Source organism: Microbacterium sp. NPDC060132 (genome assembly GCF_042729675.1).
GTDB lineage: Bacteria > Actinomycetota > Actinomycetes > Actinomycetales > Microbacteriaceae > Microbacterium > Microbacterium sufflavum.
This window is the reverse complement of sequence record NZ_JBHWXU010000001.1, coordinates 1855054-1876403: the sequence shown is the minus strand read 5'-3', so window position 1 is coordinate 1876403 and position 21350 is coordinate 1855054. Positions and strand designations below refer to the sequence as shown.

At 70.4% G+C, this 21350-nt stretch carries 27 protein-coding genes; 12 read left to right on the top strand and 15 right to left on the bottom strand.

Annotated elements, in window-relative coordinates; translation table 11 throughout:
* Nucleotides 1–24 precede the first annotated feature (24 nt).
* The 5 genes from ACFWCH_RS09180 to ACFWCH_RS09160 all read left to right on the top strand — a co-directional run bounded on the left by ACFWCH_RS09180 (nucleotide 25) and on the right by ACFWCH_RS09160 (nucleotide 4653).
* Nucleotides 25–537, top strand: a complete 513-nt coding sequence (locus ACFWCH_RS09180; RefSeq protein WP_136029732.1) for a GNAT family N-acetyltransferase — start codon at nucleotides 25–27, stop codon at nucleotides 535–537.
* A 159-nt stretch (nucleotides 538–696) separates the two neighbouring features.
* Nucleotides 697–1842 carry an ABC transporter substrate-binding protein gene (locus ACFWCH_RS09175; protein ID WP_378803404.1) on the top strand — a complete coding sequence of 382 codons (1146 nt, stop codon included), beginning with the start codon at nucleotides 697–699 and terminating at the stop codon, nucleotides 1840–1842.
* A complete protein-coding gene (locus tag ACFWCH_RS09170) occupies nucleotides 1839–2777 on the top strand; it encodes an ABC transporter permease (protein WP_378803403.1) in 939 nt (312 codons plus the stop codon). The genes ACFWCH_RS09175 and ACFWCH_RS09170 overlap by 4 nt, the downstream gene beginning before the upstream one ends.
* Entirely contained in the window at nucleotides 2774–3565 is a 792-nt protein-coding gene (locus ACFWCH_RS09165) for an ABC transporter permease (protein WP_136029725.1), read from the top strand. The genes ACFWCH_RS09170 and ACFWCH_RS09165 overlap by 4 nt, the downstream gene beginning before the upstream one ends.
* On the top strand, nucleotides 3562–4653 hold the full coding sequence (locus tag ACFWCH_RS09160; RefSeq protein WP_378803402.1) for an ABC transporter ATP-binding protein: 1092 nt from the start codon (nucleotides 3562–3564) through the stop codon (nucleotides 4651–4653). Before ACFWCH_RS09165 ends, ACFWCH_RS09160 begins: the two co-directional genes overlap by 4 nt.
* Nucleotides 4654–4726: 73 nt before the next feature.
* Here ACFWCH_RS09160 and ACFWCH_RS09155 read toward each other — a convergent pair whose 3' ends face one another.
* From ACFWCH_RS09155 to ACFWCH_RS09105, 11 genes are all read right to left on the bottom strand, one after another.
* Nucleotides 4727–5401, bottom strand: coding sequence for a hypothetical protein (locus ACFWCH_RS09155; protein ID WP_378803401.1), 675 nt, complete (start codon nucleotides 5399–5401; stop codon nucleotides 4727–4729).
* A gap of 272 nt (nucleotides 5402–5673) precedes the next feature.
* Nucleotides 5674–6429 (bottom strand): amino acid ABC transporter ATP-binding protein, encoded by a 756-nt coding sequence (locus tag ACFWCH_RS09150; RefSeq protein ID WP_136031965.1) that lies wholly within the window; start codon nucleotides 6427–6429, stop codon nucleotides 5674–5676.
* Nucleotides 6426–7223, bottom strand: a complete 798-nt coding sequence (locus tag ACFWCH_RS09145) for an amino acid ABC transporter permease (protein ID WP_136031967.1) — start codon at nucleotides 7221–7223, stop codon at nucleotides 6426–6428. The genes ACFWCH_RS09150 and ACFWCH_RS09145 overlap by 4 nt, the downstream gene beginning before the upstream one ends.
* 34 nt (nucleotides 7224–7257) lie before the next feature.
* On the bottom strand, nucleotides 7258–8070 hold the full coding sequence (locus ACFWCH_RS09140; protein ID WP_247981265.1) for a basic amino acid ABC transporter substrate-binding protein: 813 nt from the start codon (nucleotides 8068–8070) through the stop codon (nucleotides 7258–7260).
* Nucleotides 8071–8213: 143 nt separating this feature from the next.
* On the bottom strand, nucleotides 8214–8516 hold the full coding sequence (locus tag ACFWCH_RS09135) for a Dabb family protein (protein WP_136035876.1): 303 nt from the start codon (nucleotides 8514–8516) through the stop codon (nucleotides 8214–8216).
* Nucleotides 8513–8809, bottom strand: a complete 297-nt coding sequence (locus ACFWCH_RS09130; protein WP_136031972.1) for a glutaredoxin family protein — start codon at nucleotides 8807–8809, stop codon at nucleotides 8513–8515. Before ACFWCH_RS09130 ends, ACFWCH_RS09135 begins: the two co-directional genes overlap by 4 nt.
* Nucleotides 8806–9108, bottom strand: a complete 303-nt coding sequence (locus tag ACFWCH_RS09125; protein WP_136035875.1) for a rhodanese-like domain-containing protein — start codon at nucleotides 9106–9108, stop codon at nucleotides 8806–8808. The genes ACFWCH_RS09130 and ACFWCH_RS09125 overlap by 4 nt, the downstream gene beginning before the upstream one ends.
* Before the next feature lie 75 nt (nucleotides 9109–9183).
* Entirely contained in the window at nucleotides 9184–9282 is a 99-nt protein-coding gene (locus tag ACFWCH_RS09120) for a 30S ribosomal protein bS22 (RefSeq protein ID WP_003792170.1), read from the bottom strand.
* A gap of 118 nt (nucleotides 9283–9400) precedes the next feature.
* Nucleotides 9401–9592 (bottom strand): helix-turn-helix domain-containing protein, encoded by a 192-nt coding sequence (locus tag ACFWCH_RS09115; RefSeq protein WP_116242548.1) that lies wholly within the window; start codon nucleotides 9590–9592, stop codon nucleotides 9401–9403.
* Between the two features lie 75 nt (nucleotides 9593–9667).
* A complete protein-coding gene (locus tag ACFWCH_RS09110) occupies nucleotides 9668–10597 on the bottom strand; it encodes a cyclase family protein (RefSeq protein WP_247638377.1) in 930 nt (309 codons plus the stop codon).
* A 38-nt stretch (nucleotides 10598–10635) separates the two neighbouring features.
* Nucleotides 10636–11568, bottom strand: coding sequence for a TetR/AcrR family transcriptional regulator (locus ACFWCH_RS09105; RefSeq protein WP_136031978.1), 933 nt, complete (start codon nucleotides 11566–11568; stop codon nucleotides 10636–10638).
* 101 nt (nucleotides 11569–11669) lie between these two features.
* Here ACFWCH_RS09105 and ACFWCH_RS09100 point away from each other — a divergent pair, with 101 nt between their 5' ends.
* Both ACFWCH_RS09100 and ACFWCH_RS09095 read left to right on the top strand, forming a co-directional pair.
* Nucleotides 11670–12596: an ATP-binding cassette domain-containing protein gene (locus ACFWCH_RS09100; protein WP_247638376.1), complete on the top strand. Its 927-nt coding sequence runs from the start codon at nucleotides 11670–11672 to the stop codon at nucleotides 12594–12596.
* A complete protein-coding gene (locus tag ACFWCH_RS09095; protein WP_247638375.1) occupies nucleotides 12593–13423 on the top strand; it encodes an ABC transporter permease in 831 nt (276 codons plus the stop codon). Before ACFWCH_RS09100 ends, ACFWCH_RS09095 begins: the two co-directional genes overlap by 4 nt.
* A gap of 186 nt (nucleotides 13424–13609) precedes the next feature.
* On the opposite strand, the gene ACFWCH_RS09090 is transcribed toward ACFWCH_RS09095, so the two are convergent.
* Nucleotides 13610–14023, bottom strand: a complete 414-nt coding sequence (locus ACFWCH_RS09090; RefSeq protein WP_136031980.1) for a helix-turn-helix transcriptional regulator — start codon at nucleotides 14021–14023, stop codon at nucleotides 13610–13612.
* A gap of 92 nt (nucleotides 14024–14115) precedes the next feature.
* Here ACFWCH_RS09090 and ACFWCH_RS09085 point away from each other — a divergent pair, with 92 nt between their 5' ends.
* From ACFWCH_RS09085 to ACFWCH_RS09070, 4 genes are all read left to right on the top strand, one after another.
* Nucleotides 14116–15546 carry a TrkH family potassium uptake protein gene (locus ACFWCH_RS09085; protein WP_136031982.1) on the top strand — a complete coding sequence of 477 codons (1431 nt, stop codon included), beginning with the start codon at nucleotides 14116–14118 and terminating at the stop codon, nucleotides 15544–15546.
* Nucleotides 15539–16210, top strand: a complete 672-nt coding sequence (locus ACFWCH_RS09080) for a TrkA family potassium uptake protein (RefSeq protein WP_136031985.1) — start codon at nucleotides 15539–15541, stop codon at nucleotides 16208–16210. Before ACFWCH_RS09085 ends, ACFWCH_RS09080 begins: the two co-directional genes overlap by 8 nt.
* A 69-nt stretch (nucleotides 16211–16279) precedes the next feature.
* Nucleotides 16280–17056: an ABC transporter ATP-binding protein gene (locus tag ACFWCH_RS09075; protein WP_136035873.1), complete on the top strand. Its 777-nt coding sequence runs from the start codon at nucleotides 16280–16282 to the stop codon at nucleotides 17054–17056.
* Complete coding sequence (locus ACFWCH_RS09070) at nucleotides 17038–18630, top strand: hypothetical protein (RefSeq protein ID WP_378803400.1); 1593 nt, start codon at nucleotides 17038–17040, stop codon at nucleotides 18628–18630. The genes ACFWCH_RS09075 and ACFWCH_RS09070 overlap by 19 nt, the downstream gene beginning before the upstream one ends.
* Nucleotides 18631–18642: 12 nt before the next feature.
* On the opposite strand, the gene ACFWCH_RS09065 is transcribed toward ACFWCH_RS09070, so the two are convergent.
* Complete coding sequence (locus ACFWCH_RS09065; protein ID WP_247638373.1) at nucleotides 18643–18930, bottom strand: DUF1905 domain-containing protein; 288 nt, start codon at nucleotides 18928–18930, stop codon at nucleotides 18643–18645.
* Nucleotide 18931: 1 nt separating this feature from the next.
* Nucleotides 18932–19771 carry a pyrroline-5-carboxylate reductase gene (gene proC / locus ACFWCH_RS09060; RefSeq protein ID WP_136031994.1) on the bottom strand — a complete coding sequence of 280 codons (840 nt, stop codon included), beginning with the start codon at nucleotides 19769–19771 and terminating at the stop codon, nucleotides 18932–18934.
* 59 nt (nucleotides 19772–19830) lie between these two features.
* Here proC and ACFWCH_RS09055 point away from each other — a divergent pair, with 59 nt between their 5' ends.
* On the top strand, nucleotides 19831–20802 hold the full coding sequence (locus tag ACFWCH_RS09055) for a cation diffusion facilitator family transporter (RefSeq protein WP_136031996.1): 972 nt from the start codon (nucleotides 19831–19833) through the stop codon (nucleotides 20800–20802).
* Nucleotides 20803–20836: 34 nt separating this feature from the next.
* Here ACFWCH_RS09055 and tadA read toward each other — a convergent pair whose 3' ends face one another.
* Complete coding sequence (gene tadA / locus ACFWCH_RS09050; protein ID WP_247638372.1) at nucleotides 20837–21292, bottom strand: tRNA adenosine(34) deaminase TadA; 456 nt, start codon at nucleotides 21290–21292, stop codon at nucleotides 20837–20839.
* Between the last annotated feature and the right edge of the window lie 58 nt (nucleotides 21293–21350).

Below are 21350 nucleotides of genomic sequence, written 5' to 3'. Positions count from 1 at the left end.
CCGCGCCCCTGAGAGACTGGTGCCATGCTCGACGCCCTCCCCCTGCCCTTCCCCTTCCCGTCGCGCGTCGGCGAGGCCGTTCTGCGGCGGGCCACCCTGGACGACACCGATGCGGTGATCGCGCTGCTCGCCGACGACCCCATCAGCGCCGCCCGCGGTGATGTGGCCTCCGACGAGGATCGCCCCGCCTATGAGCGCGGCCTGAGGGAGATCCTCTCCGAGCCCTCGAACGACCTGCTGGTGGTCGAGCTCGGCGGGGCCGTCGTCGGCACGCTGCAGCTCACGTCGATCCCCGGCATGGCACGCCGCGGAGCCCGTCGCCTGCTGGTCGAAGCCGTGCGCGTGCGCAGCGACCTGCGTTCGGCGGGTCTCGGCGGGGCCGTGATGCGCTGGGTCGGGGAACAGGCCGCGCCCGCGCTCGGCGCCGCGATGGTGCAGCTGACCTCCGATGCCGCCCGCACCGACGCGCACCGCTTCTACGAGCGTCTCGGCTACGTCGGCTCGCACCGCGGCTTCAAGCTCACCGTTCCGCACTGACCGGCGGCCGCGCCGGCTCGCCTGTCGGTCCCGCGCCCGCGCGCCACCCATCGGACACCGTCCGTTCACCGCGGCCGCCACGAGCGGCAACCTCCGGCTCGTAGTGTCCTCTCGCAACCCGACCCCGGCGAACCCGCGCCGGGCACCGAGAGGATACTCATGGCACGCTTCACCCGCCGCGCGCGCATCGGCGCCGGCATCGCCCTCGCCACCACGGCCGCGCTCGCACTGAGCGCCTGCTCCGGCGCCGCCGACGCGTCGGGCTCCGGCTCCGGAGAGCCCGACGTCGACGCGTCGGCGGCCACGTCGGTGGCCGACTTCGGCACGTTCGCCGATCTGGAGGCCGCCGCCAAGGCCGAGGGACAGCTCAACGTCATCGCGCTCCCGCGCGACTGGGCGAACTACGGCGAGATCCTCGATCTCTTCGCCGAGAAGTACCCCGAGATCACGATCAACGAGGCCTCGCCCGACGTGTCCAGCGCGGAGGAGATCCAGGCCGCCGAGACGAACAAGGGCCTCGACACGGCGCCCGATGTGTTCGACCTCGGCCTCACCGTGGCCCTGCAGAACACCGATGCCTTCGCGCCGTACACCGTGCAGACGTGGGACGACATCCCCGACGAGCTCAAGGAGCCGAGCGGGCTGTTCGTGGGCGACTACGGCGGGTACATGTCGATCGGCTACGACTCGTCGAAGTACGACGCACCGTCTGAGCTCGACGACCTGCTCTCCGCCGACTACAAGGGCGCGGTCGCGATCAACGGCGACCCCACGCAGGCCGGTGCCGCGTTCGCCGCGGTGGGCCTCGCGACCGTGCAGTCGGACGGCACGCTCGACGACTTCCAGCCCGGCATCGACTTCTTCTCCGAGCTGCAGAAGGCCGGCAACCTGCTCAAGGTCGACGTGACCACCGCCACCATCGCCAGCGGTGAGACCCCGGTGGTGTTCGACTGGGACTACCTGAACGCCGCCCACACGGCCGACAACCCCGACTGGAAGGTCGTCGTGCTCGACGGAACCGGTTACGCCGGCTACTACAACCAGGCCATCAACGCCGACGCCCCGCACCCGGCCGCCGCGCGACTGTGGCAGGAGTTCCTCTACAGCGACGAGGTGCAGAACCTGTGGCTGAAGGGCGGCGCCCGTCCGGTGCGCATGGAGGCCATGACGGAGGCGGGCACGATCGACGCCGACCTCGCCGCCGCGCTGCCCGAGGCACCGGCGGAGACCGTCGTGCCGACCGAGGAGCAGTCGGCGAACGCCGGCACGCTGCTCGGCGAGAAGTGGGCCGCGGCGGTCCAGTGACGACCGTCGTCGCACCGGGGGCGCACGTCGCGGCGTCCGCCCCCGCCCCCACCGCCGGGCCCGCGCGTGACGCGGGGGCCCGGCGGTCCGCGCCGTCGTTCGCGTGGCTGGGGCTGGTCCCCTTCGCGGCCTACGTGGTGCTGTTCCTCGCCGTGCCGACGGTGCTCGCCGTCGGCTCGGGGTTCTTCGACGACGACGGCGCGGTCACGATGGCGAACGTCGAGGCACTGGGCGACCCCGTGGTCCTGAGGACGTTCGCGAACTCGGCCGGGCTGTCGCTGCTCACGGCCGCGGTCGGAGCGGTCGTGGGGGCCCTGGTCTGCTACGCGCTGCTCGGCGCTCCGCCCGAGGGCGCCGTGCGCCGCGCGGTCGATGCAGCAGCCGGGGTGCTCGCCCAGTTCGGCGGGGTGATGCTGGCGTTCGCGTTCATCGCCACGATCGGCATCCAGGGGGTGATCACGGTCTTCCTGCGCGACACGCTCGGCGTCGACATCTTCGCGAACGGCACCTGGCTCTACGAGCTGCCCGGGCTCGTCCTCCCCTACATCTACTTCCAGGTGCCGCTCATGGTCATCACGTTCATGCCCGCCCTCGCCGCCCTGCAGCCGCAGTGGGCCGAGGCGAACCTCACGCTGGGCGGCACGCGGGCGAGCTTCTGGCTGCGCGTCGGCCTGCCCGTGCTCGCGCCCTCGTTCCTCGCCAGCCTGCTGCTGCTGTTCGCGAACGCCTTCTCGTCGTACGCGACCGCCGCGGCGCTGGCCAGCCAGGGCTCGCAGATCGTGCCGCTGCAGATCCGAACCGCCCTCACGAGCGAGACGCTGCTGGGGAGGGAGAACCTCGCCGGGGCGCTCGCCCTCGGCATGATCCTGGTGGTCGGCGTGGTGATGGGCCTGTACTCGCTGATCCAGCGCCGGGCTGCGCGGTGGCGCTCGTGAACCGTCTCGCCCCGTCGCGCACCACGCGCTGGGTGATCGGTGTGCTCGTCGGCGCGTTCTTCGCTGTACCGCTCGTGTCGACGTTCCTGTTCACGCTCCGCGGTGCCGACGGACCGTCGTTCGAGCACTGGGCCGCGCTGTTCGACCCCGCTGCGGCGGCCGCGCTCCGGCCGATCTGGACGGGACTCGGCAACTCGCTGATCCTCGCCGTCGTGACCGTCGCGATCGTCCTGCTGGTACTGGCCCCGACGATGATCCTGGTGAACCTGCGCTTCCCGCGGCTGAAGCCCGCGTTCGAGTTCCTCGCGCTCCTGCCCATCTCGATCCCGGCGATCGTGCTGGTGGTCGGCCTCGCACCCCTCTATCTGCAGATCGGTCGCACCCTCGGCACCGGCACCTGGACGCTCGCGTTCGCCTACGGCATCACCGTGCTGCCGTTCGCCTTCCGGTCGATCCAGGCGGCGATCGACGCGGCCGACCTGCGCACGCTGTCGGAGGCGGCCCGTTCCCTCGGCGCGAGCTGGCCGGCCGTGGTGCTCCGCGTGCTCGCGCCGAACCTCCGCCAGGGGCTGCTGGCCGCGTCGCTGCTGTCGATCGCTGTGGTCCTGGGAGAGTTCACGATCGCCTCCCTCCTGAACCGTCCGGTGTTCCAGACGGCGATGCTCGTCGTGCAGAAGCAGGACCCCTACGCGCCGGCGATCTTCACCCTGCTGGCGCTGCTGCTCGTCTTCCTCCTGCTCCTCCTGATCGGCCGCGTCGCGCGCGGCTCCCGAAAGGCCCGCTCATGACCCTCGACCACGCCCTCCCCCGCACGAAGGACAACCTGCTGCTCGCGCGGGCCGGCGAGGGCACCCGCGTGCAGCTCCAGGGCATCGTGAAGCGCTACGGCGGCACGACCGTGCTGCACGGCGTCGATCTCGACATCGCGCCGGGCGAGTTCGTGTCGCTGCTGGGCCCGTCCGGATGCGGCAAGACCACGCTGCTGCGCGTGCTCGCCGGGCTCGAGGTCGCGGATGGCGGCGCGGTCCTGCTCGGCGGCGGAGACGTCTCTCGGGTGACGACCAACAAGCGCGACATCGGCATGGTGTTCCAGTCGTACTCGCTGTTCCCGCACCTGCGCGTGGTCGACAACACGGCCTTCGGTCTGCGACGCCGCGGAGTCGGCCGGGCCGAGGCGGCACGACGGTCGCTCGACGCCCTGGCTCTCGTGGGTCTCGCCGACCTCGCCGATCGCTTCCCGCATCAGTTGTCGGGTGGGCAGCAGCAGCGGGTCGCCCTCGCGCGGGCACTGGTCACCGAGCCCCGGGTGCTGCTGCTGGACGAGCCCCTGTCGGCGCTCGACGCGAAGGTGCGCGTGCAGCTGCGCGACGAGATCCGCCGCCTCCAGCTCCGACTGGGCATCACCACGGTCTTCGTCACGCACGACCAGGAGGAGGCGCTGGCGGTGTCCGACCGCATCGCCGTGATGAACGCGGGGCGCATCGAGCAGATCGGCACCCCGGAGGAGCTGTACACCGCTCCGTCCACGGCGGGGGTCGCCGCGTTCGTCGGGCTGTCGAGCGTGGTGTCCGGTGTCGCGGAGGGCGACCACGTCGTGGTGTGGGGGCAGCGCCTGCCGTTGCAGACGCCGGCCGACGGCCCGGTCGACGTGTACCTGCGACCGGAGAACGTGCACTTCGCGTCGGAGGCGGACGCGGCGACCGATGCTCTGGTGGAGGAGAGCACGTTCCTCGGCAGCATGCGCCGCACGCTGGTGCGCACGGAGTCGGGCGAGCTCGTCCGCGTGCAGCACGCTCCGGGTGTGCACCCCGCGTTCGGCGACCGCGTCCGCATCGCGGTCGACCCGGAGCCCGTGGTGGTCCATCCGCGCGGCTGAGCGGCGGAGGCCCACCTGGAACGTCGGAGACCCCGCGGCCGTCTGGCCGCAGGGTCTCCGTTCGGTTTCCGGGTCAGATGGTGATCTGCCCGGCGACGGTGGCGAGCTTGTGGCGGGCGAGCGCCAGGTTCGCCTTAGCCTTGTCGAGCACCAGGTAGACGAAGAGTCCTTCGGTGCCGCTGCTGCTGAGCACATTGATCAGGTGGTACTGGTCGTCGAGCGTGATGAGGATGTCGTCGATCCGACTGGCGATGCCGAGCTCCTTCATCGTCTGCAGCTTCGCGCGGACGACATTGGAGTTCCCGGCCGCGGCGACACCGAGGTCGAAGGCGGGGTGACCGCCCTGCGCGAGAGCCATGCCGGACGCGGAGTCCGCGATCGCGACGCCCACGGCGCCGTCGATCGTCAGAAGCTCCTGCACGGACTGTTCCAGTTGTGCCATTCGTTCTCCCTGAGGTTCTGTACGGGTGCGGTCGAGCGAGGTGTCCCGCTCGATGAGGGGTGTGCCCGGGGTCGGTGCGATCGGGTCGTCGCCGCCGGGCGTGAGGGTCGGAAGGAGCGCCGGGCCCGCGTCGAGGTCGACGAGTGCGTGCGCGCGCAGCGCGGGGCGCGGAGGCGGTGGCGGGAGTGTCGAGAACAGGTCCTCGAGCGCGCGGAGCGCGTCGTCATCGGGCGCGGCGGCGTCGGCCGATTCCGCGCGTGTGTTCGCAACGTCGATCTCACGTCGACGACGGCCGAAGACAGCCATCGGTCCCCCTTGTGTCACCACGAGTCGTCGCCGATCCGTCCCGGATCGCCGCCGACTTGTCCCCAGATTCCGTCGACCGCCCCAGCGATCGACCTGCACACGATACCCGGCGAACCTCCGGATCCACGCCTCCGAACGCCCTTCCGCCGCGTTGTATATCGGTAGCGCGTCTCCGGCCTCCCCGCGGAGGTCGTCGCAGCCGAGGGACCGCGGTGAGAAGAACGAAACCCCCTGTCGCCATCCCGGCGGCAGGGGGTTCGTTCGTCGGTGCTTCAGAGCACGCGGGACAGGAAGTCCCTGGTGCGCTGGTGCTGCGGATCGGCGAGCACCTCGTGCGGGTCGCCCTCCTCGACGATGTGACCGCCGTCCATGAAGATCAGCCGCGAGCCGACCTCACGCGCGAAGCCCATCTCGTGGGTCACGACCAGCATCGTCATGCCCTCGTCGGCGAGCGACCGCATGACCGACAGCACCTCGCCGACCAGCTCGGGGTCGAGCGCGGAGGTGGGCTCGTCGAAGAGCATCATGTCGGGGTTCATGCACAGCGCTCGGGCGATCGCGACGCGCTGCTGCTGCCCGCCCGACAGGTGACCCGGATAGGCGCCCGCCTTCTCGGCCAGGCCCACTCGCTCCAGCATCGCGTGCGCGACCTTCTCGGACTCCGCCTTCGACCGCTTCTTCACCCGCTGCTGCGCGATCGTCAGGTTGCCGAGCACGCTCAGGTGCGGGAACAGGTTGAAGCTCTGGAACACCATGCCGATGCGGGTGCGCACCCGGTCGATGTCGACGTCGGGGTCGGTGATGTCGATGCCCTCGATCAGCACCTTGCCGCCGGTGGGCTCCTCCAGCAGGTTCACCGAGCGCAGCAGCGTGGACTTGCCGGAGCCGGACGGGCCGATCACGCAGACGACCTCGCCTGCCGTGACCGTGAGGTCGATGCCCTTGAGCACCTCGTTGTCTCCGAACGTCTTCACGAGCCCCTGGATGTCGATCGCGGGCGCGTGGACGTCGATCAGATCGGTGGTCATCGGCTCCTCGCCATCCGTCGCTCCAGCCACGCGCTGAACCGCGTGAGGGGGATCGTCACGATCAGGTACAGGATCGCAGCCATGATCAGCGGCGTCCCGTTGGCGTTCTGCGTACTGGCGTCGCGGGCGAACGTCGTGAGCTCCTTCGACCAGATGAACGACCCGGCCACGAACAGCAGCGAGGTGTCCTTCAGCAGCAGCACGAACTCGTTCGTCAGCGGCGGGATGATGATGCGGAAGCCCTGCGGCACCACGATCCAGAACGTCGTCTTCATGGGCGACATGCCGAGCGAGCGGGCCGCCTCGGTCTGCCCCTTCGGCACCGCCTGCAGGCCGGCGCGAATGGTCTCGGCCATGTACGCCGATGCCACGAGGATCAGACCGATCAGCCCGAGGACTACCGGCCCGCCGAGCTTCGTACCGGGGATACCCATGCCGATCGGCACGATGTAGGCGATCGCGAAGATCGTGAGGATCGCCGGGAGTCCGCGGAACAGTTCGATCCAGCACGTCGCGATCCAGCGGAACGGCCCGATCTCCGACAGCTTCATCAGCGCGAGGACCACGCCGAGCAGCAAACCGCCCACGAACGCCACGGCGGTGAACCACAGGGTGTTCACGAGCGCGGTGGTGATGATCCCCGGGAGCATCTTCGCCGCGATCTCCGGGTTGAAGTACATCGTGGCGATCCGCGCCCAGTCGGTGCTGATCGCCGCCCAGATGACGAGAGCGATCAGCACCGCATAGACGGTGTAGCGGTACAGCTTCTTCTTCGTGGTGCGCCTCAACGCCATTGTCAAGGTCCTCCCGACCGACTCAGTTCCGTCTTCAGTTGGCCGTGAAGTACTCGTCGTAGATCTTCTGGTACTCGCCGCTGTCGCGGAGGTCCTTCAGCGCGCCGTTGACCGCCTCGAGAAGAGCATCCTTCTCGCCCTTCGCGAACGCGAAGCCGTAGGACTCGTCGGTCTCGTACGTTTCCACGATCTTGTAGGCGGAGTCGGCCTTCTCGTGCTCGAGGTTCACCGGCTGGTCCTGCAGGATCGCGTCGATCTGCCCGGCCTGCATGGCCGGCCACAGCTCGCCGTCCGACGGGTACTGCACGAGCTGAGCGCCCTTCGCGTTCTCCCCGGCGTAGGACTCACCCGTCGTGCCCTGCTGCACGCCCACGTTCTTCCCGTCGAGGTCGTCGATCGACTCGATGCCCGAGTCGGTGCGCACCAGGAGCGACTGCAGCGAGTCGTAGTACGGGTCGGAGAAGTCGATGTTGGCCTTGCGCTCCTCGGTGATCGTCATGGCCGAGGCGCCGACGTCGCACGTACCGGCCGCCAAGGTGGTCCCGGACTGCAGAGCTTCGAAGCCCACATCCTGCACCGAAAGCTTCAGGTCGAGCTGCTTCGCGATCGCGCCCAGCAGGTCGATGTCGAAGCCCGTGTACTCTCCATCGTCGCCCTGGAACTCGAACGGCGGGTAGGGGATGTCGGAGCAGACAGAGAGGGTGCCCGCCTCGATCAGACCGTATTCGTCGCCGGCCGCGGGAGCGTCGCTGCTGCCCGCGTCGGTCGATCCGGTGGCGCATCCGGCGAGCGCGAACGTGGCGGTGGCCACGAGTGCGAGACCGGCGAAGAGGGTACGACGAGGCATGTCGACTCCTGGGGTTCGGGGGCGGGTGCGCCCGCGGACGGGTAGGAGATCATCTAAACATGCGGCTCGTCGCGTGACCAATGACACGGGCAGACGACCGCATTACGTTTGTGTTTCGGTGCCTCCCCGCGCGGCACCCGGTCTCACACCTCGACGTCGACGGCCACACGACCGGAGACGACGGAACGGATGTATCCGGCGACCTCCTCGTGCGCAGGGTGCACCTGGTACTGCTCCAGAGCATCGACGGAGTCGAACTCCGCGACGAGCGTCACGTCCCAGTTGGCGTCGGGGTAGACGTCGTTCGCGCCCGCCCAGATGCTGCGCAGCTGGGGAACGATGCCGTCGAGCGCGTTCAGCCGGCGGGCGACCTCGGCCGCCTGGTCCGCGCGGGTCTGCGCATCGTCGACGGCGAGCTTCCAGGCCACGACATGGCGAATGGTCATCGGGGTGTCTCCTGGTCGGTGAGGGCGTCGGCGCTCACGGCTTCCTCCAGCGCCTCGCGCAGGCGGTCGGGCGAGACGCGCCAGTGGGCGTGCAGGCGGCCGTCGATCAGCACCACCGGGATCTTCTCCCACCACTGCTCGTACAGCGCGGGGTCTTCGGCGATCGACGCCTCGACGATCTCGATCCGCTCGGCGGCGGCGTCGGGCAGCTCGGCGACCACGGCGTCGACGACCTCGGAGGCCACGTCGCACAGATGGCAGTCGGGCTTGCCGATCAGGGTGAGCGTGGTCACGCCGACGGCACCTCGACCTCGCGACCCTGCGCGATCCACTCGCCCGTGCCGCCCTCGACGTTCGTCGCGTCATAGCCGCGCGCCTCGAGCGCCTCGACCACGCGAGCCGAACGGCCGCCGGCCTGGCAGATCACGTCGAAGGACTCGGCGGGCAGTTCGTCGAGACGGTTGCCGATCTCGGACATCGGGATGTTCACCGCGCCCGGCACGTGGCCGGCGGCGAACTCGTGCACCTCCCGGACATCGATGAGCGGGGTACCGGAGCGCTCGGCGAGCTCGGCGACGGTGATCGACTTCATGACATCCTCTCGGCGGTGCGGCACGGCAGAGACACAAAGCGCCCGTCCGAAGACAGGCGCTCGGTGTCTGGCCGCTTACTTCTTGTTGCGGCGCTGGTGGCGAGTCTTGCGAAGCAGCTTGCGGTGCTTCTTCTTCGCCATGCGCTTGCGGCGCTTCTTGATGACAGAACCCACGGAAACCTCACTAAGTCAGGGGCTGGGTGTCGCCGAATCGGACACCCGGGTACGGGCACGAAAAAATGCCTCGGATCATCCTAGCAAACCCACGGGCCGCCTCGCGCCGCCCTGCGGATCAACCCGCGTCGGCGATCGGTCGCTGCAGCGCCTCGGCCACGGCCGACTCCGGGACGCGGTAGCTGCGGCCGAAGCGGATGGCGGGCAGCTCTCCGGAGTGCACGAGGCGGTACACGGTCATCTTGGACACGCGCATGAGCTCGGCGACCTCGGCCACCGTCAGGAATCGGACATCTGGAACCTCGGGCATCCCACGTACCCCTTTCTCGATGTGCACACTCTATGGGTTTCCTGGGACGCGTGTAAACCCATGTGACTCGTGTGATCAGTGGGACGCGGGCACCGTGGCGAACGCCCGCACCGGGAAGGTGCCGAACCCGCGGATCGCGGGCGGGGCCGCGGTGAAGCGGGCACCCCGCGAGGGCACCGCGTCGAGATCCGTGAGGTGCTCGACCACGTGCACGCCGGCGGCGAGGAGGATGCTGTGCGCCGGACGCTCTCCGCCGCTCTCGGTGTCGTCGATGTTGAGCGAGTCGATCCCGACCAGGCGCACCCCCGCCTCGACCAGGAAGCGGGCGCCGTCCTCCGTGAGGTACGGCGCCCCCTCCGCATACTCGGGCGTGCCGAAGAGCCGGCTCCACCCCGTGTCGAGGAGGACCGCCGAGCCCCGCAGGTCGCGGTCCGCCAGGGTCGCCGCGCGGATGCCGCGGCGCTCGGGCGACCAGGCGTCGCGCAGGTGGAAGACCTCGGCGGGGAGGCCGACCAGGGTGCGCAGGTCGAGTGCGGCGAGATCGTCGCCGTCGCCGTAGCGGTGCCAGGGGGCGTCGAGGTAGGTGCCGGTGTTGCCGATCATCGTGATCACGTCCATCGCGAACTCGGTCCCCGGCGCGTAGCGCTCCCGGGATGCGGCGCGCGTGAGGAACGGGGCGATGGTCGGCGCCGGCAGCCCGGGATAGGTGATCATCCCGGCCTCGATGGGGTGGCTGAGATCCACGATGCGGTCCTCGGCCCCACCGCCGCTCGGTGCCTCGACCCCGCGGCTTCCGCGATGCGGCTCCTCGACGATGCGCAGGTCGCGGAGGTGCACCTCGTCGACCAGCGCCAGTCCCAGGTGGCGGACGAGCAGGGTGCCGATCTCCTCGGCCGAGAGGTCTTCCCGGGGAAGGTCGAGGCGGAACCCTTCCCCGTGCATGCCGCCGCCGTTGGCGAACGTGATCGAGAAATCGAAGTGAGCGCGGTGCGGAGCGGTCGTCATCCCCCCATCCTGCCCATCCGGCGCGGCGCCGGGGTCGCTCAGCCGGACTTCCTGGCCTTCGCCACCCGTTCTCGCGCCTCGCGAAGAGCCTGACGCTCGAGCTTGCGCGCCGCGCGCAGCGCCTTCTCGGCATCACGGCTGGCCTTCTGCGCCTCCTTGAGGCGCTTGTCCCCGGCGAGCTCCGCCGCATCGAGGGCGACCCACTCCTCGGAGACCCGGTGCTGCTCCCCGCGATCGAGACCGTCGAGGTAGGCCGCGACACCGTCGAGCGTGCGCTCCACGGCGAAGCGGAACGGATCGGCCGGCGACAGGAACACGCCGTCCTCGATCGCCCGGCGGAGCGCGGGGAACTCCTCGGCCGAGATCACCCGATCGAACAGCGACGCCTCCCGCATCGCCACCTCTTCGGCGGAGAGACCGGAGGAGCGGGACTGCTCCGAGTACCCCGCCTGCACGATGCCGCACCAGCGAGCGTGGCCGGTGATCGCGAGGGCGACGGCCATCCGCTCGTCGGCGGTGAGCGGTGTGTCATCGAGCGCGGCGAGACTGGCGTCCAGCCAGGCGGAGCTGTTGGGGGTGATCGGCGAACCCGAGATCGGCAACGACAGGATCCACGGGTGGCGCAGGTAGACGAGGATCTGGGCCTCGTACAGCGCGAGCAGCCGCGCGCGCCAGCCCTCGACCTCGAGGTGGCTCTCCGGAGGGAGTCCGGTCGCCTCCTCCTGCATGAGCAGCAGGAGGTCGTCCTTCGCGGAGACGTAGCGGTACAGCGACATGGGGGTGAAGCCGAGCCGGGCGGCCACCGCTGCCATGGAGACGGCGCCGATGCCCTCGCCGTCGGCGAGTTCCACCGCGGCCTCCACGATCTTCTCGACACTCATCTCCCGCTTCGGCCCGCGCTGGGGATTCGCCGCGACGCCCCAGGCGAGGGCGATGCCCCGGGGGAGCTCGGGAGGCTCGATGTCGGTCATCCGCCCATCCTACTTCTGTTTATTTCATAAACAGTGTGTTACCGTCATACACAATTGCGTTGCCCATACACAGTTTTCGCGATACACAGAAAGGGATCCTGATGGAGACAGCCATCCAGGTGCGCGACCTGCGCAAGGCCTTCGGGCCGAAGCCCGTGGTCGACGACCTCGCCTTCGAGGTCGGCCGCGGCGAGGTCTTCGCTCTGCTCGGACCGAACGGCGCGGGCAAGACGACGACCATCAACATCCTCACCACCCTCACCACCGCGGATGCGGGATCGGCGACCGTGGCGGGGTGGGATGTGCGCTCGCATCCCGACGAGGTGCGCCGGCGCATCAGCCTCACCGGGCAGGCGGCCGCCGTGGACGACGCCCTCACCGGTACCGAGAACGTCGTCATGTTCGCGCGCCTCTCGGGACTGGGGCGGGCGGCCGCGCGGCACCGCGCCGAGGACCTCATCGCCCGGTTCGCGCTGACCGACGCGGCGTCCCGCGCCGTGCGCACCTACTCCGGCGGCATGCGCCGTCGCCTCGACCTGGCGCTCAGCTTCGTCGTGACCCCGGAAGTGCTGTTCCTCGACGAGCCCACCACCGGGCTCGACACCCGTAGCCGCCGCGACCTGTGGGACATCATCCGCACGGTCGCGGGTGCCGGCACGACGGTGTTCCTCACCACCCAGTACCTGGAGGAGGCGGATCAGCTCGCCGACCGGATCGCCGTCCTGCACGACGGCCGGATCGCGGCGCTGGGCACCGCCGCCGAGCTCAAGGCGCGTATCGGCGGCGACACGGTCGAGCTCCACGACAGCCGGGGAGAGCTGCGGCGCGAGATCCCGACCGACGGCACGGTCGCCGGGCTGCGGCGCGCCCTCGATCGGCTCGACACGGAGGGAGACGACGGCGTCGTCACGCTCCGACGGCCCACCCTCGACGACGTGTTCCTGGCGGTCACATCGTCCCCCGCGGGCCGGCCTGTATCCGGAGAGCCGGTCGACGCCGCCTCACGCACCCTCGAGGAGCTCGCATGAACACCGCGGTCACCATCACCACCCCCATGCCCCCGCACGCCTCCCCCACGCCGACGCCTCGACCGCGCCTGCGCGGGCTGACGGCCGAAACCGTCTTCGTCGGACGCAGCCTGCGGCACTCGCTGCGCGACGGCGAATCACTGCTCATGGCGATCATGCTGCCCGTCATGCTCATGCTCATGTTCACGTGGGTGTTCGGCGGGGCGATCGACCCCTCCGGCGCCTACGTCGACTACGTCGTGCCGGGCATCATCCTCACGTGCGCGGGGTTCGGGGCGTCCTCCACGGCGGTGTATGTCGCGAACGACATGCGCTCCGGCATCATCGACCGGTTCCGCACCATGCCGCTGCGCGCCGGAGCCGTGCTCACCGGGCACGTGGTGGCGAGCGTCCTGCGCAACCTGGTCGCGACGGCCATCGTCATCGGCGTCGGGGTGCTGGTCGGGTTCCGCCCGACCGCGTCGCCGGGCGACTGGATCGCGCTGGGCGGGCTGATCACGCTCTACATCCTCGCGATCACGTACCTGTTCGCGGCGATCGGCCTCGCCGCCGGCAGCCCCGAGGGTGCCAACGGCTACGGCTTCGTGCTGCTGTTCCTGCCCTACCTGTCCAGCGCTTTCGTGCCGGTGGCGAGCATGCCGGAGTGGCTGCAGCCGGTCGCCGCGCACCAGCCCATCACCCCGATCGTCGAGACCATCCGCAGCCTGCTCCTCGGTACCGACGCCGGAACGCAGCCGTGGTGGGCGGTGCTGTGGTGCGTGGTGATCCTCGGCGTCGCCGTCGTGTGGGGCGCGTGGCTGTTCCGCCGCAAGGCGGGCCGCCGCTGAGCCCGTCCCGTCCAGCCCGCGCATAGCCGCCGCTCGCCGGTCGCCCAGACAGCTCTGGCACTGTCGATGCAGGACTTGTGCCGGCACCGCCGAGTCCGTTGCGGAGCTGGGGTCCGTGGATCGCCCCTGACGACATGCCCCCCGGTCGTCAGGGGCGATGTCCGTTCCGGCGCGGCTGCGCGCGCGTCAGGCGCCGAGCCGCTTGAGCGCCGTGGTCACCACGTGCTTGGCCGATGCGGCCGCGCGTCCGACCACCTCGGCGGCGTGTGCCGCGCCATCGGGAAGACCACCCGGGTAGGCGATGTCCGGGGCCGCGTCGCCGTAGGCGTCGACGAGGAACGGGACCAGCCAGTCGTCGACGACCTCGAGCGGCTCGACGGCGAGGCTGTAGAACCGACGCTGCCCGTCCTCGCGCACGGTCACGAGCTCGGCATCGCGCAGCACCTTGAGGTGCTTGGAGACGGTGGGCTGGCTGATCCCCAGGTCGGCCACGATCTGGCTCACGCTGGTGCCGGACTCGCCTTCGGACGTTCGCCGGAGCAGGAGCTGGAGGATGTCGCGCCTCGTACCGTCTGCGATCACGTCGAAGATGTCCGTCATGGCATCAGGGTAGTCGCCCCCGGCACGGAGTACCATGACGAGGGCTCGGCGGGCGGCGTCGTGCACGGATGGATTCGAACGAGGGGGCAGCGATGTCGGGCATCGTTTCGGCGTCGTCGCCCCGACAGCGGTTCCCGGGGTCGGGCGGGCGCTTCAAGCACCTCATCACGTCGTCGCCGTCGCGGTTCGCGATCTCCGTGTTCGCGCTGCTGATCCTCGTCTTCACCGTCCTCTTCTCGCTGCCGATCGCATCGGCCGACCGCACCGTCACGCCGCTGAGCGACGCCCTCTTCACCGCCGTCTCCACGATCTGCGTCACGGGTCTGGCGACCGTGGACATGGCCAACCACTGGTCGCCGTTCGGGCACGTCCTAGTGTTCATCGGCGTGAACATCGGCGCGCTGGGCGTGCTGACCCTCGCCTCGCTGATGGGCATGCTCATCTCCAAGCGCCTCGGGTTGCGCGCCAAGCTCATGGCCGCGGGCGACACGAACCCGCTGCGCGCGCACGGCGGCGTCGTGAACGAGAGCCAGACGGTGCGGCTGGGCGAGGTCGGACAGCTCCTCACCACGGTCGCCGTCTCCGCCCTCATCATCGAGGCCTCCCTCGCCGCGCTCCTCTACCCGGCCCTGGTGATGGCCAAGGTCGACCCGATCGCCGCACTGTGGGAGGCGCCCTACTTCGCCGCCATGGCGTTCACCAACACCGGCTTCGCCCCCAACGACGGCGGCGTCGCGGTGTTCGCCGACGACTACCTCGTGCTGTTCCTGCTCATGGTGGGGGTCTTCCTCGGCAGCATCGGCTTCCCCGTGATCTACACGCTCGCCAAGCACGTGTGGCACGTGAAGCGGTGGTCGCTGCACTCCAAGCTCACGATCGTCACCACCGTGCTGCTGTTCGTGGTCGGTGCCGCCGCGTTCCTCATCCTCGAGTACGACAACCCGAAGACGTTCGGGTCGATGGACGCCGCCGACACGACCTTCCAGGCGTTCTTCCTCTCCGCGATGACGCGCTCCGGCGGCTTCAACGTGATCGAGATGGACGATCTCAACGGCTCCTCCCTGCTCGCGGCGAGCATGCTCATGTTCGTCGGCGGCGGCTCCGCGTCGACCGCGGGAGGCATCAAGGTGACCACCCTCGCCGTGCTCGCGATCGCGGTGTGGTCGGAGGCGAAGGGACGCCAGTCGGTCGAGGCCTTCGGGCGGCGCATCCCGAGCGACGTGCAGCGCGTCGCCCTCAGCGTCGTCGCGTGGGGAGCGACCATCGTGGCCCTGTCGACCATCGTGATCGCGCAGATCACGAAGGCCGACATCAGCCACGTGCTGTTCGACGTCATCTCCGCGTTCGGCACCGTCGGCCTCTCGACGGGCCTGACCGGCGAGCTGCCGGATTCCGCCTCGTACGTCATGGCCGCGACCATCTTCATGGGGCGCGTTGGTACAGTGACTCTCGCCGCGGCAGTCGCCGCGACGTCGCGAACGCAGTACTACTCACTGCCGGTGGAAAGGCCGATCGTTGGTTGAAGTCCTGCGCGGAGACGCCCCCGTCCTCGTCATCGGCCTCGGCCGGTTCGGTGCGGCGTGCGCCGGTGAGCTCGACCGTCTCGACCGCGAGGTCCTCGCGATCGACGACAATCTCGAGCTCGTGCAGAAGTGGTCGGAGCGGGTCACCCACACCGTGCAGGCCGATGCCAGGAACATCGACGCCCTGCGCCAGATCGGCGCCCAGGACTTCCAGGTCGCGGTCGTCGCGGTCGGCTCCTCGATCGAGGCATCCGTGCTCATCACCGCGAACCTCGTCGACCTCAAGGTCCCGCAGATCTGGGCCAAGGCCGTCTCCCAGTCGCACGGCAAGATCCTCGCCCGCGTCGGCGCCAACCACGTGATCTATCCCGAGCGCGAGGCCGGCGAGCGCGTCGCCCACCTGGTGAGCGGTCGCATGCTCGACTTCATCCGCTTCGACGACGACTTCGTGCTCGCCAAGATGTACCCGCCGAAGTTCATCCGCGGCGTCGGCCTGAACGAGTCCGGCGTGCGCTCGAAGTACAAGGTCACCGTCGTCGGCGTGAAGAGCCCCGGCAAGCCGTTCCGCTACGCCGAGGCGAACACCATCGTCACCAACCACGACCTCATCATCGTGTCGGGCACCAACAGCGATATCGAGCGCTTCGCCGCCCTGGACCGCTGACCGCGCCCCATCCCGACTCCCCCTCGCGGTGGATGCGTCCCTCGACTCCCGCGTGATGGGATGGGGGCCATGACCGACCACGCCCCGGCCCCTCCCGTGCTCGCCCTCCGCGGGCTCCGCAAGCAGTTCGGCCAGAAGGTCGCCGTCGACGGCCTCTCGCTCGACGTCCCCGCCGGATCGATGCTCGGCCTGCTCGGCCCGAACGGTGCGGGCAAGACCACCACGCTGGCGATGACGACGGGGCTGCTGCGTCCGGACGCGGGCTCGGCGTGGGTGCTCGGGCACGACGTCTGGCAGGACCCGGCGGGGGCGAAGGCGCTCATGGGCGTGCTGCCCGACGGGATCCGCATGCTCGACCGCCTGACGGGTGCCGAGCTGCTGCGCTACACCGGCCTGCTCCGCGGCATGCCCGAGGCCGAGGTGCACACCCGCACCGGCGAGCTGCTCGACGCGCTGGGCCTCGGCGATGACCGCGACACCCTCGTCGTGGACTACTCCGCCGGCATGCGCAAGAAGATCGGCCTGGCGTGCGCGCTGATCCACGCGCCGCGGCTGCTGCTGCTGGACGAACCGCTGGAGGCCGTCGACCCGGTGTCGGGTCAGACCATCCGGCAGATCCTGCGCGCCTTCGTCGACAGCGGCGGCACGGTGGTGCTGTCCAGTCATGTCATGGAGCTGGTCGAGTCGATGTGCGACCGCGTCGCGATCGTCGCCGAGGGGCGGCTGCTGGCGCACGGAGAACTCGACGAGGTCCGAGCCGGGATGACGCTGCAGCAGCGCTTCCTGTCGCTCGTCGGTGCCCACGACCTGGGAACGGAGACGCTCGCGTGGTTGCGCTCCTCGTAGGCCTGCGGCTGCGTCAGCTCGGTCACCAGCTCGCGCGCAACCCGTGGATGATCGTCACGCTCGTCGTGGTCGGCCTCCTGGCCGTCGGCATCCTCGCGACCCTGACGGTGGGGATCGTGCTGCTGCGGATCGGTGCGCCAGACGCCGCCGTGACCGCGCTCGTGCTGACGGGAGCCGTGATCGTGCTCGGCTGGTGGATCGGGTCGATCCTCGTGAGCGGCGACGACGCCCTGGCGCCCGACCGGTTCGCCCTGCTGCCGGTCACGGCGAAGCGGATGCTCCCGGGGCTCGTGGTCGCGGGCGTCACCACGATCGGCGGCATCGGCACCGCACTCGCCCTGCTGCTGATGCTCCTCGGCTGGTCGGTCGACGTGCTCGCCCTGCTCGCCGCGTTCGTCCTCATCCCGGTAGCCCTGGCGACCTGCGTGCTGGGCGCCCGCGTCGTGAGCGGGCTGCTCGGGAAGTGGCTCGCCCGGCGCCGCACCCGCGACCTCGTGCTCACGGTGGGTGTCGTGCTGCTGGCGTCGTCCGGACTGCTGCTGAACATCGGGCTCCAGGCGCTGACGACCGTGCACGACGTCGGCGGGGCGTTCGCCACCGTGGCCGAGGTCGCCGCCTGGACCCCGGTCGCCGCCGTGTTCGGGGTTCCCGCGGCGCTCGCGCAGGGGGCGGTGGGGGTCGCACTGCTCCGGCTGCTCATCGCCGTCGGCACGGTCGTGCTCCTCTGGGCCGCGGCCCGCGTCCACCTCGACGCCCGCCTCACGGCACCTCTCGTGTCCAGCGGGGGCGGCCGGGTCCGCTCGGGCGGCCTACTCGACCGGATGCTGCCGGCGGGACCGGTCGGTGCGATCGCGGGCCGCACGCTCCACTACTTCCGCCGCGACCCGCGCCAGGTCGTCAATGTGGTGATGCTGCTGATCCTGCCCGCGATCTTCCTCGGTCTCGCCGTGATGAACGGCCTGCGGGAGGAGTCCGTGGGACTCGCTCCCGCCATCGTGCTGATCCCGGCCATCAACGCCCTCCTCGCGGGGAGCATCGTGCAGCTGGCCATCGCCTACGACAACGACGCGGTCGCCCTGCACATCCTGACCGGTGTCAGCGGCACCGCAGACCGGGCGGGACGGCTGCTCGGCTTCGGGCTGATCGGCCTCCCGGTCACGATCGCCCTGTGCGTGGCGACGTGCCTGGTCGCCGGACGACCGGACCTGCTGCCCGCGAGCCTCGGCGCGGCGCTCGGCCTGATGGCGGTGTCGGCCGGCGCGGGCGCGTGGGTGGGCGCGTTCCTCCCCGGTCGCGCTCCCGCTCCCGAGGCGAACCCGTTCGGTCGCGGATCGGCGGGCGGCGCACAGTCCTTCCTCGCGATGCTGATCATGTCGCCGATCACGCTGATCCTGGGCGGCCCGGCTCTGGGCTTCGGGATCGCCGCGATCTGGATGCCGCCGCTGGGCTGGGTGAGTCTGGCGTGCGCGGTCGTGATCGGGACCGCCGCCGTGTGGGGCGGGACCGTGCTGGGCGGCAAGACGCTCGAACGGCGGTGGCCGGAGGTGCTCGCGGAGGTGTCGAGCGAGGGCTGAGCCCCGCGGGGGTCAGGCGTCGATGTCGAGGACGACCTCGACCGCATCGCCCACGCCGAGCCCCTCCCGATCCTGCAGCACCTTCTTGATCGGCACGATGTAGCCGCCGTCCTTCGGCCACAGCGCGGTGGTCACGGTCGTGCCGCCGATCGTCACCGTCGCGGGGATCATGCCCCAGCCATAGGTGACGACGGCGGCGACATCGTGGATCATCGCGCTCTCGACCGGCGGCACCGTGACGAAGTGGAACGGCGCCGGCCCGCGCCAGAACCAGATCTCCCCCTCGACCCGCAGCCGCATGTCACGCCCCCGCGGCGAGCTCCTTCGCGCGGGCGAGCGCGGCCGCGGCGGCCTCGGCGAAGGTCCGGTCGAGGTGGGCGTCCTGCAGCACGGCGACGGCGCGCTCGGTGGTGCCCTTGGGACTGGTCACACGGCGCCGCAGCTCGGCCGGGTCTTCGCCCGACGCGTCGAGCAGGGCGGTCGCACCGATGAAGGTCTGCTCGACCATGAGCCGCGCATCCGCCTCGGTGAACCCCATCCCGATGGCCGCCGTGGTGACCTCCTCGATCAGGAGGAACACGTACGCGGGGCCCGAGCCGGAGATCGTGGACAGCGCGTCGATCTGCGACTCCGGCACCTCGATCACCGCGCCGACCGTCTCGAACAGGCGTCGCACGAGCGCCACGTCGTCCGCGGTCGCCGCGGCCCCGGCGGCGAGGCCGGTCACGCCCTTGCGGACGGTCGACGGCGTGTTCGGCATCGACCGGATCACGCGCGCTCCGGTGCCCAGGTGGTCGGCGAACGTCTGCAGGGTGACCCCGGCGGCGAGGCTGACGACGATCGTGTCGGCGGTCAGGTGCGGAGCGATCTCGCGCAGCAGCTCCGGCACCATCGCGGGCTTGACGCCCACCAGCACGATCCGGGCGCCGGACACCGCCTCGGCGTTGCCCTCCGGCCGCTCGGACAGCGCGATGCTGGTCACCCCGTCGAGCCCATCGAACGACGCCGCCTTCTCCGTCGTGCGGTTCGTCGCGGTGATCCCGCCGTCGACCGGGACGCCCGATGCGAGCACGCCGCGGAGGATCGCCCCGCCCATCGAACCGGCACCGAGGAACGCGAGGGAGGGAAGCGAGTCAGCCATGTGGTCATCCTACGGCGGGCGCTCCGGCGTCCCCCGACCGGCGGTTCTAGACTCGACGCATGAGTGCATCCGGAGGAAGCAAGGCCATCGTCGCGGCGTTCCTGGCGAACCTGGGCATCGCTCTCGCGAAGTTCCTCGCGTGGGCCCTCTCCGGCTCCGCCTCCATGCTCGCGGAGGCCATCCACTCGGTCGCCGACTCGGGCAACCAGCTCCTCCTCATGCTCGGCGGACGCAAGGCCCAGCGCCGAGCCGACCGCGCGCACCCGTTCGGCTACGGACGCGAACGCTACGTGTACGCCTTCGTCGTCTCGATCATCCTGTTCTCGGTCGGCGGCCTCTTCGCCATCTACGAGGGCGTCGAGAAGCTCACGAACCCCCACGAGCTCGACAAGACCTGGTGGTGGCTGCCTCTCGTCGTGCTGCTGATCGCGATCGGCCTGGAGTCGTTCTCGCTGCGCACCGCCGTGAAGGAGAGCAATCTCGTGCGCGACCGGGGCCAGTCGTGGCGGTCGTTCGTGCGACGCGCCAAGGCCCCCGAGCTTCCGGTCGTGCTGCTCGAGGACGTCGGCGCCCTGACCGGTCTGACGTTCGCGCTGCTCGGCGTGGGCCTCACCCTCCTCACCGGCAACCCCCTCTTCGATGCGCTCGGCACCGTCATGATCGGCGTGCTGCTGGTGCTGATCGCGATCGTGCTCGGCGTCGAGACGAAGAGCCTCCTGGTGGGCGAGGGAGCCACGCAGGCCGACGAGGACCGCATCGTGGACGCGATCACGGACGGCCCGGAGATCGAGAAGATCATCCACCTGAAGACCCTGTACCTCGGGCCGGACGAGCTCATGGTCGCCGCGAAGATCGCCCTCAACGCCGACAAGCCCCTGCGCGAGGTCGCCGACGACATCGACGCGATCGAGAGCCGCATCCGCGAGGCCGTTCCGGTGGCGCGCGTCGTCTACATCGAGCCCGACGTGTACCGCCCCGCGATCGACCCGGAGCCCTCGACGGACGTGTTCGTGCTCAAGTCCTCGGACTGAGGCGCGGCGGTCGCGCAGTGATCCGACCCGGCAGTCACCGCCGCTGCGCGAAGAAGTCACGCAGCAGCGCGGTGGACGCCTCATCGTCGACCCCGCCGATGACCTCCGCACGGTAGGGAAGACGCCGGTCCCGCAGCACGTCGTACATCGACCCGGCCGCACCCGCCTTGTCGTCCCACGCGCCGAACACCACGCGCCCGACGCGCGCCTGCAGGATCGCGCCGGCGCACATGAGACACGGCTCCAGCGTCACCACGAGCGTGCAGCCGTCGAGGTTCCACGAGCCGAGTGCCGCCGCGGCCGCCCGCAGGGCCACGACCTCGGCGTGACCGGTCGGGTCGTGCGTGGTCTCCCGCGTGTTGCGGCCCTCCGCGAGCATCCGCCCCTGGGCGTCGAGCACCACGGCGCCCACCGGGATCTCGGCGTCTGCGGCGGCCTCCGCGGCCAGCACGAGCGCGCGCTGCATCGCAGTGCGGTCGGCGGCGGTCATGCGTCGAGCCTACGGCAGCGCCAGCGGCGCCCCGGAGGACCGATGTCGTGCGCGCGGT

Bases quoted from the DNA above. Each gene is read 5' to 3' on its own strand.
- ACFWCH_RS09180 (WP_136029732.1), top strand. From the start codon at position 25: ATGCTCGACGCCCTCCCCCTGCCCTTCCCCTTCCCGTCGCGCGTCGGC.
- ACFWCH_RS09175 (WP_378803404.1), top strand. From the start codon at position 697: ATGGCACGCTTCACCCGCCGCGCGCGCATCGGCGCCGGCATCGCCCTC.
- ACFWCH_RS09160 (WP_378803402.1), top strand. From the start codon at position 3,562: ATGACCCTCGACCACGCCCTCCCCCGCACGAAGGACAACCTGCTGCTC.
- ACFWCH_RS09155 (WP_378803401.1), bottom strand. From the start codon at position 5,401: ATGGCTGTCTTCGGCCGTCGTCGACGTGAGATCGACGTTGCGAACACA.
- ACFWCH_RS09150 (WP_136031965.1), bottom strand. From the start codon at position 6,429: ATGACCACCGATCTGATCGACGTCCACGCGCCCGCGATCGACATCCAG.
- ACFWCH_RS09145 (WP_136031967.1), bottom strand. From the start codon at position 7,223: ATGGCGTTGAGGCGCACCACGAAGAAGAAGCTGTACCGCTACACCGTC.
- ACFWCH_RS09140 (WP_247981265.1), bottom strand. From the start codon at position 8,070: ATGCCTCGTCGTACCCTCTTCGCCGGTCTCGCACTCGTGGCCACCGCC.
- ACFWCH_RS09135 (WP_136035876.1), bottom strand. From the start codon at position 8,516: ATGACCATTCGCCATGTCGTGGCCTGGAAGCTCGCCGTCGACGATGCG.
- ACFWCH_RS09125 (WP_136035875.1), bottom strand. From the start codon at position 9,108: ATGAAGTCGATCACCGTCGCCGAGCTCGCCGAGCGCTCCGGTACCCCG.
- ACFWCH_RS09115 (WP_116242548.1), bottom strand. From the start codon at position 9,592: ATGCCCGAGGTTCCAGATGTCCGATTCCTGACGGTGGCCGAGGTCGCC.
- ACFWCH_RS09110 (WP_247638377.1), bottom strand. From the start codon at position 10,597: ATGACGACCGCTCCGCACCGCGCTCACTTCGATTTCTCGATCACGTTC.
- ACFWCH_RS09105 (WP_136031978.1), bottom strand. From the start codon at position 11,568: ATGACCGACATCGAGCCTCCCGAGCTCCCCCGGGGCATCGCCCTCGCC.
- ACFWCH_RS09100 (WP_247638376.1), top strand. From the start codon at position 11,670: ATGGAGACAGCCATCCAGGTGCGCGACCTGCGCAAGGCCTTCGGGCCG.
- ACFWCH_RS09095 (WP_247638375.1), top strand. From the start codon at position 12,593: ATGAACACCGCGGTCACCATCACCACCCCCATGCCCCCGCACGCCTCC.
- ACFWCH_RS09090 (WP_136031980.1), bottom strand. From the start codon at position 14,023: ATGACGGACATCTTCGACGTGATCGCAGACGGTACGAGGCGCGACATC.
- ACFWCH_RS09085 (WP_136031982.1), top strand. From the start codon at position 14,116: ATGTCGGGCATCGTTTCGGCGTCGTCGCCCCGACAGCGGTTCCCGGGG.
- ACFWCH_RS09075 (WP_136035873.1), top strand. From the start codon at position 16,280: ATGACCGACCACGCCCCGGCCCCTCCCGTGCTCGCCCTCCGCGGGCTC.
- ACFWCH_RS09065 (WP_247638373.1), bottom strand. From the start codon at position 18,930: ATGCGGCTGCGGGTCGAGGGGGAGATCTGGTTCTGGCGCGGGCCGGCG.
- proC (WP_136031994.1), bottom strand. From the start codon at position 19,771: ATGGCTGACTCGCTTCCCTCCCTCGCGTTCCTCGGTGCCGGTTCGATG.
- ACFWCH_RS09055 (WP_136031996.1), top strand. From the start codon at position 19,831: ATGAGTGCATCCGGAGGAAGCAAGGCCATCGTCGCGGCGTTCCTGGCG.
- tadA (WP_247638372.1), bottom strand. From the start codon at position 21,292: ATGACCGCCGCCGACCGCACTGCGATGCAGCGCGCGCTCGTGCTGGCC.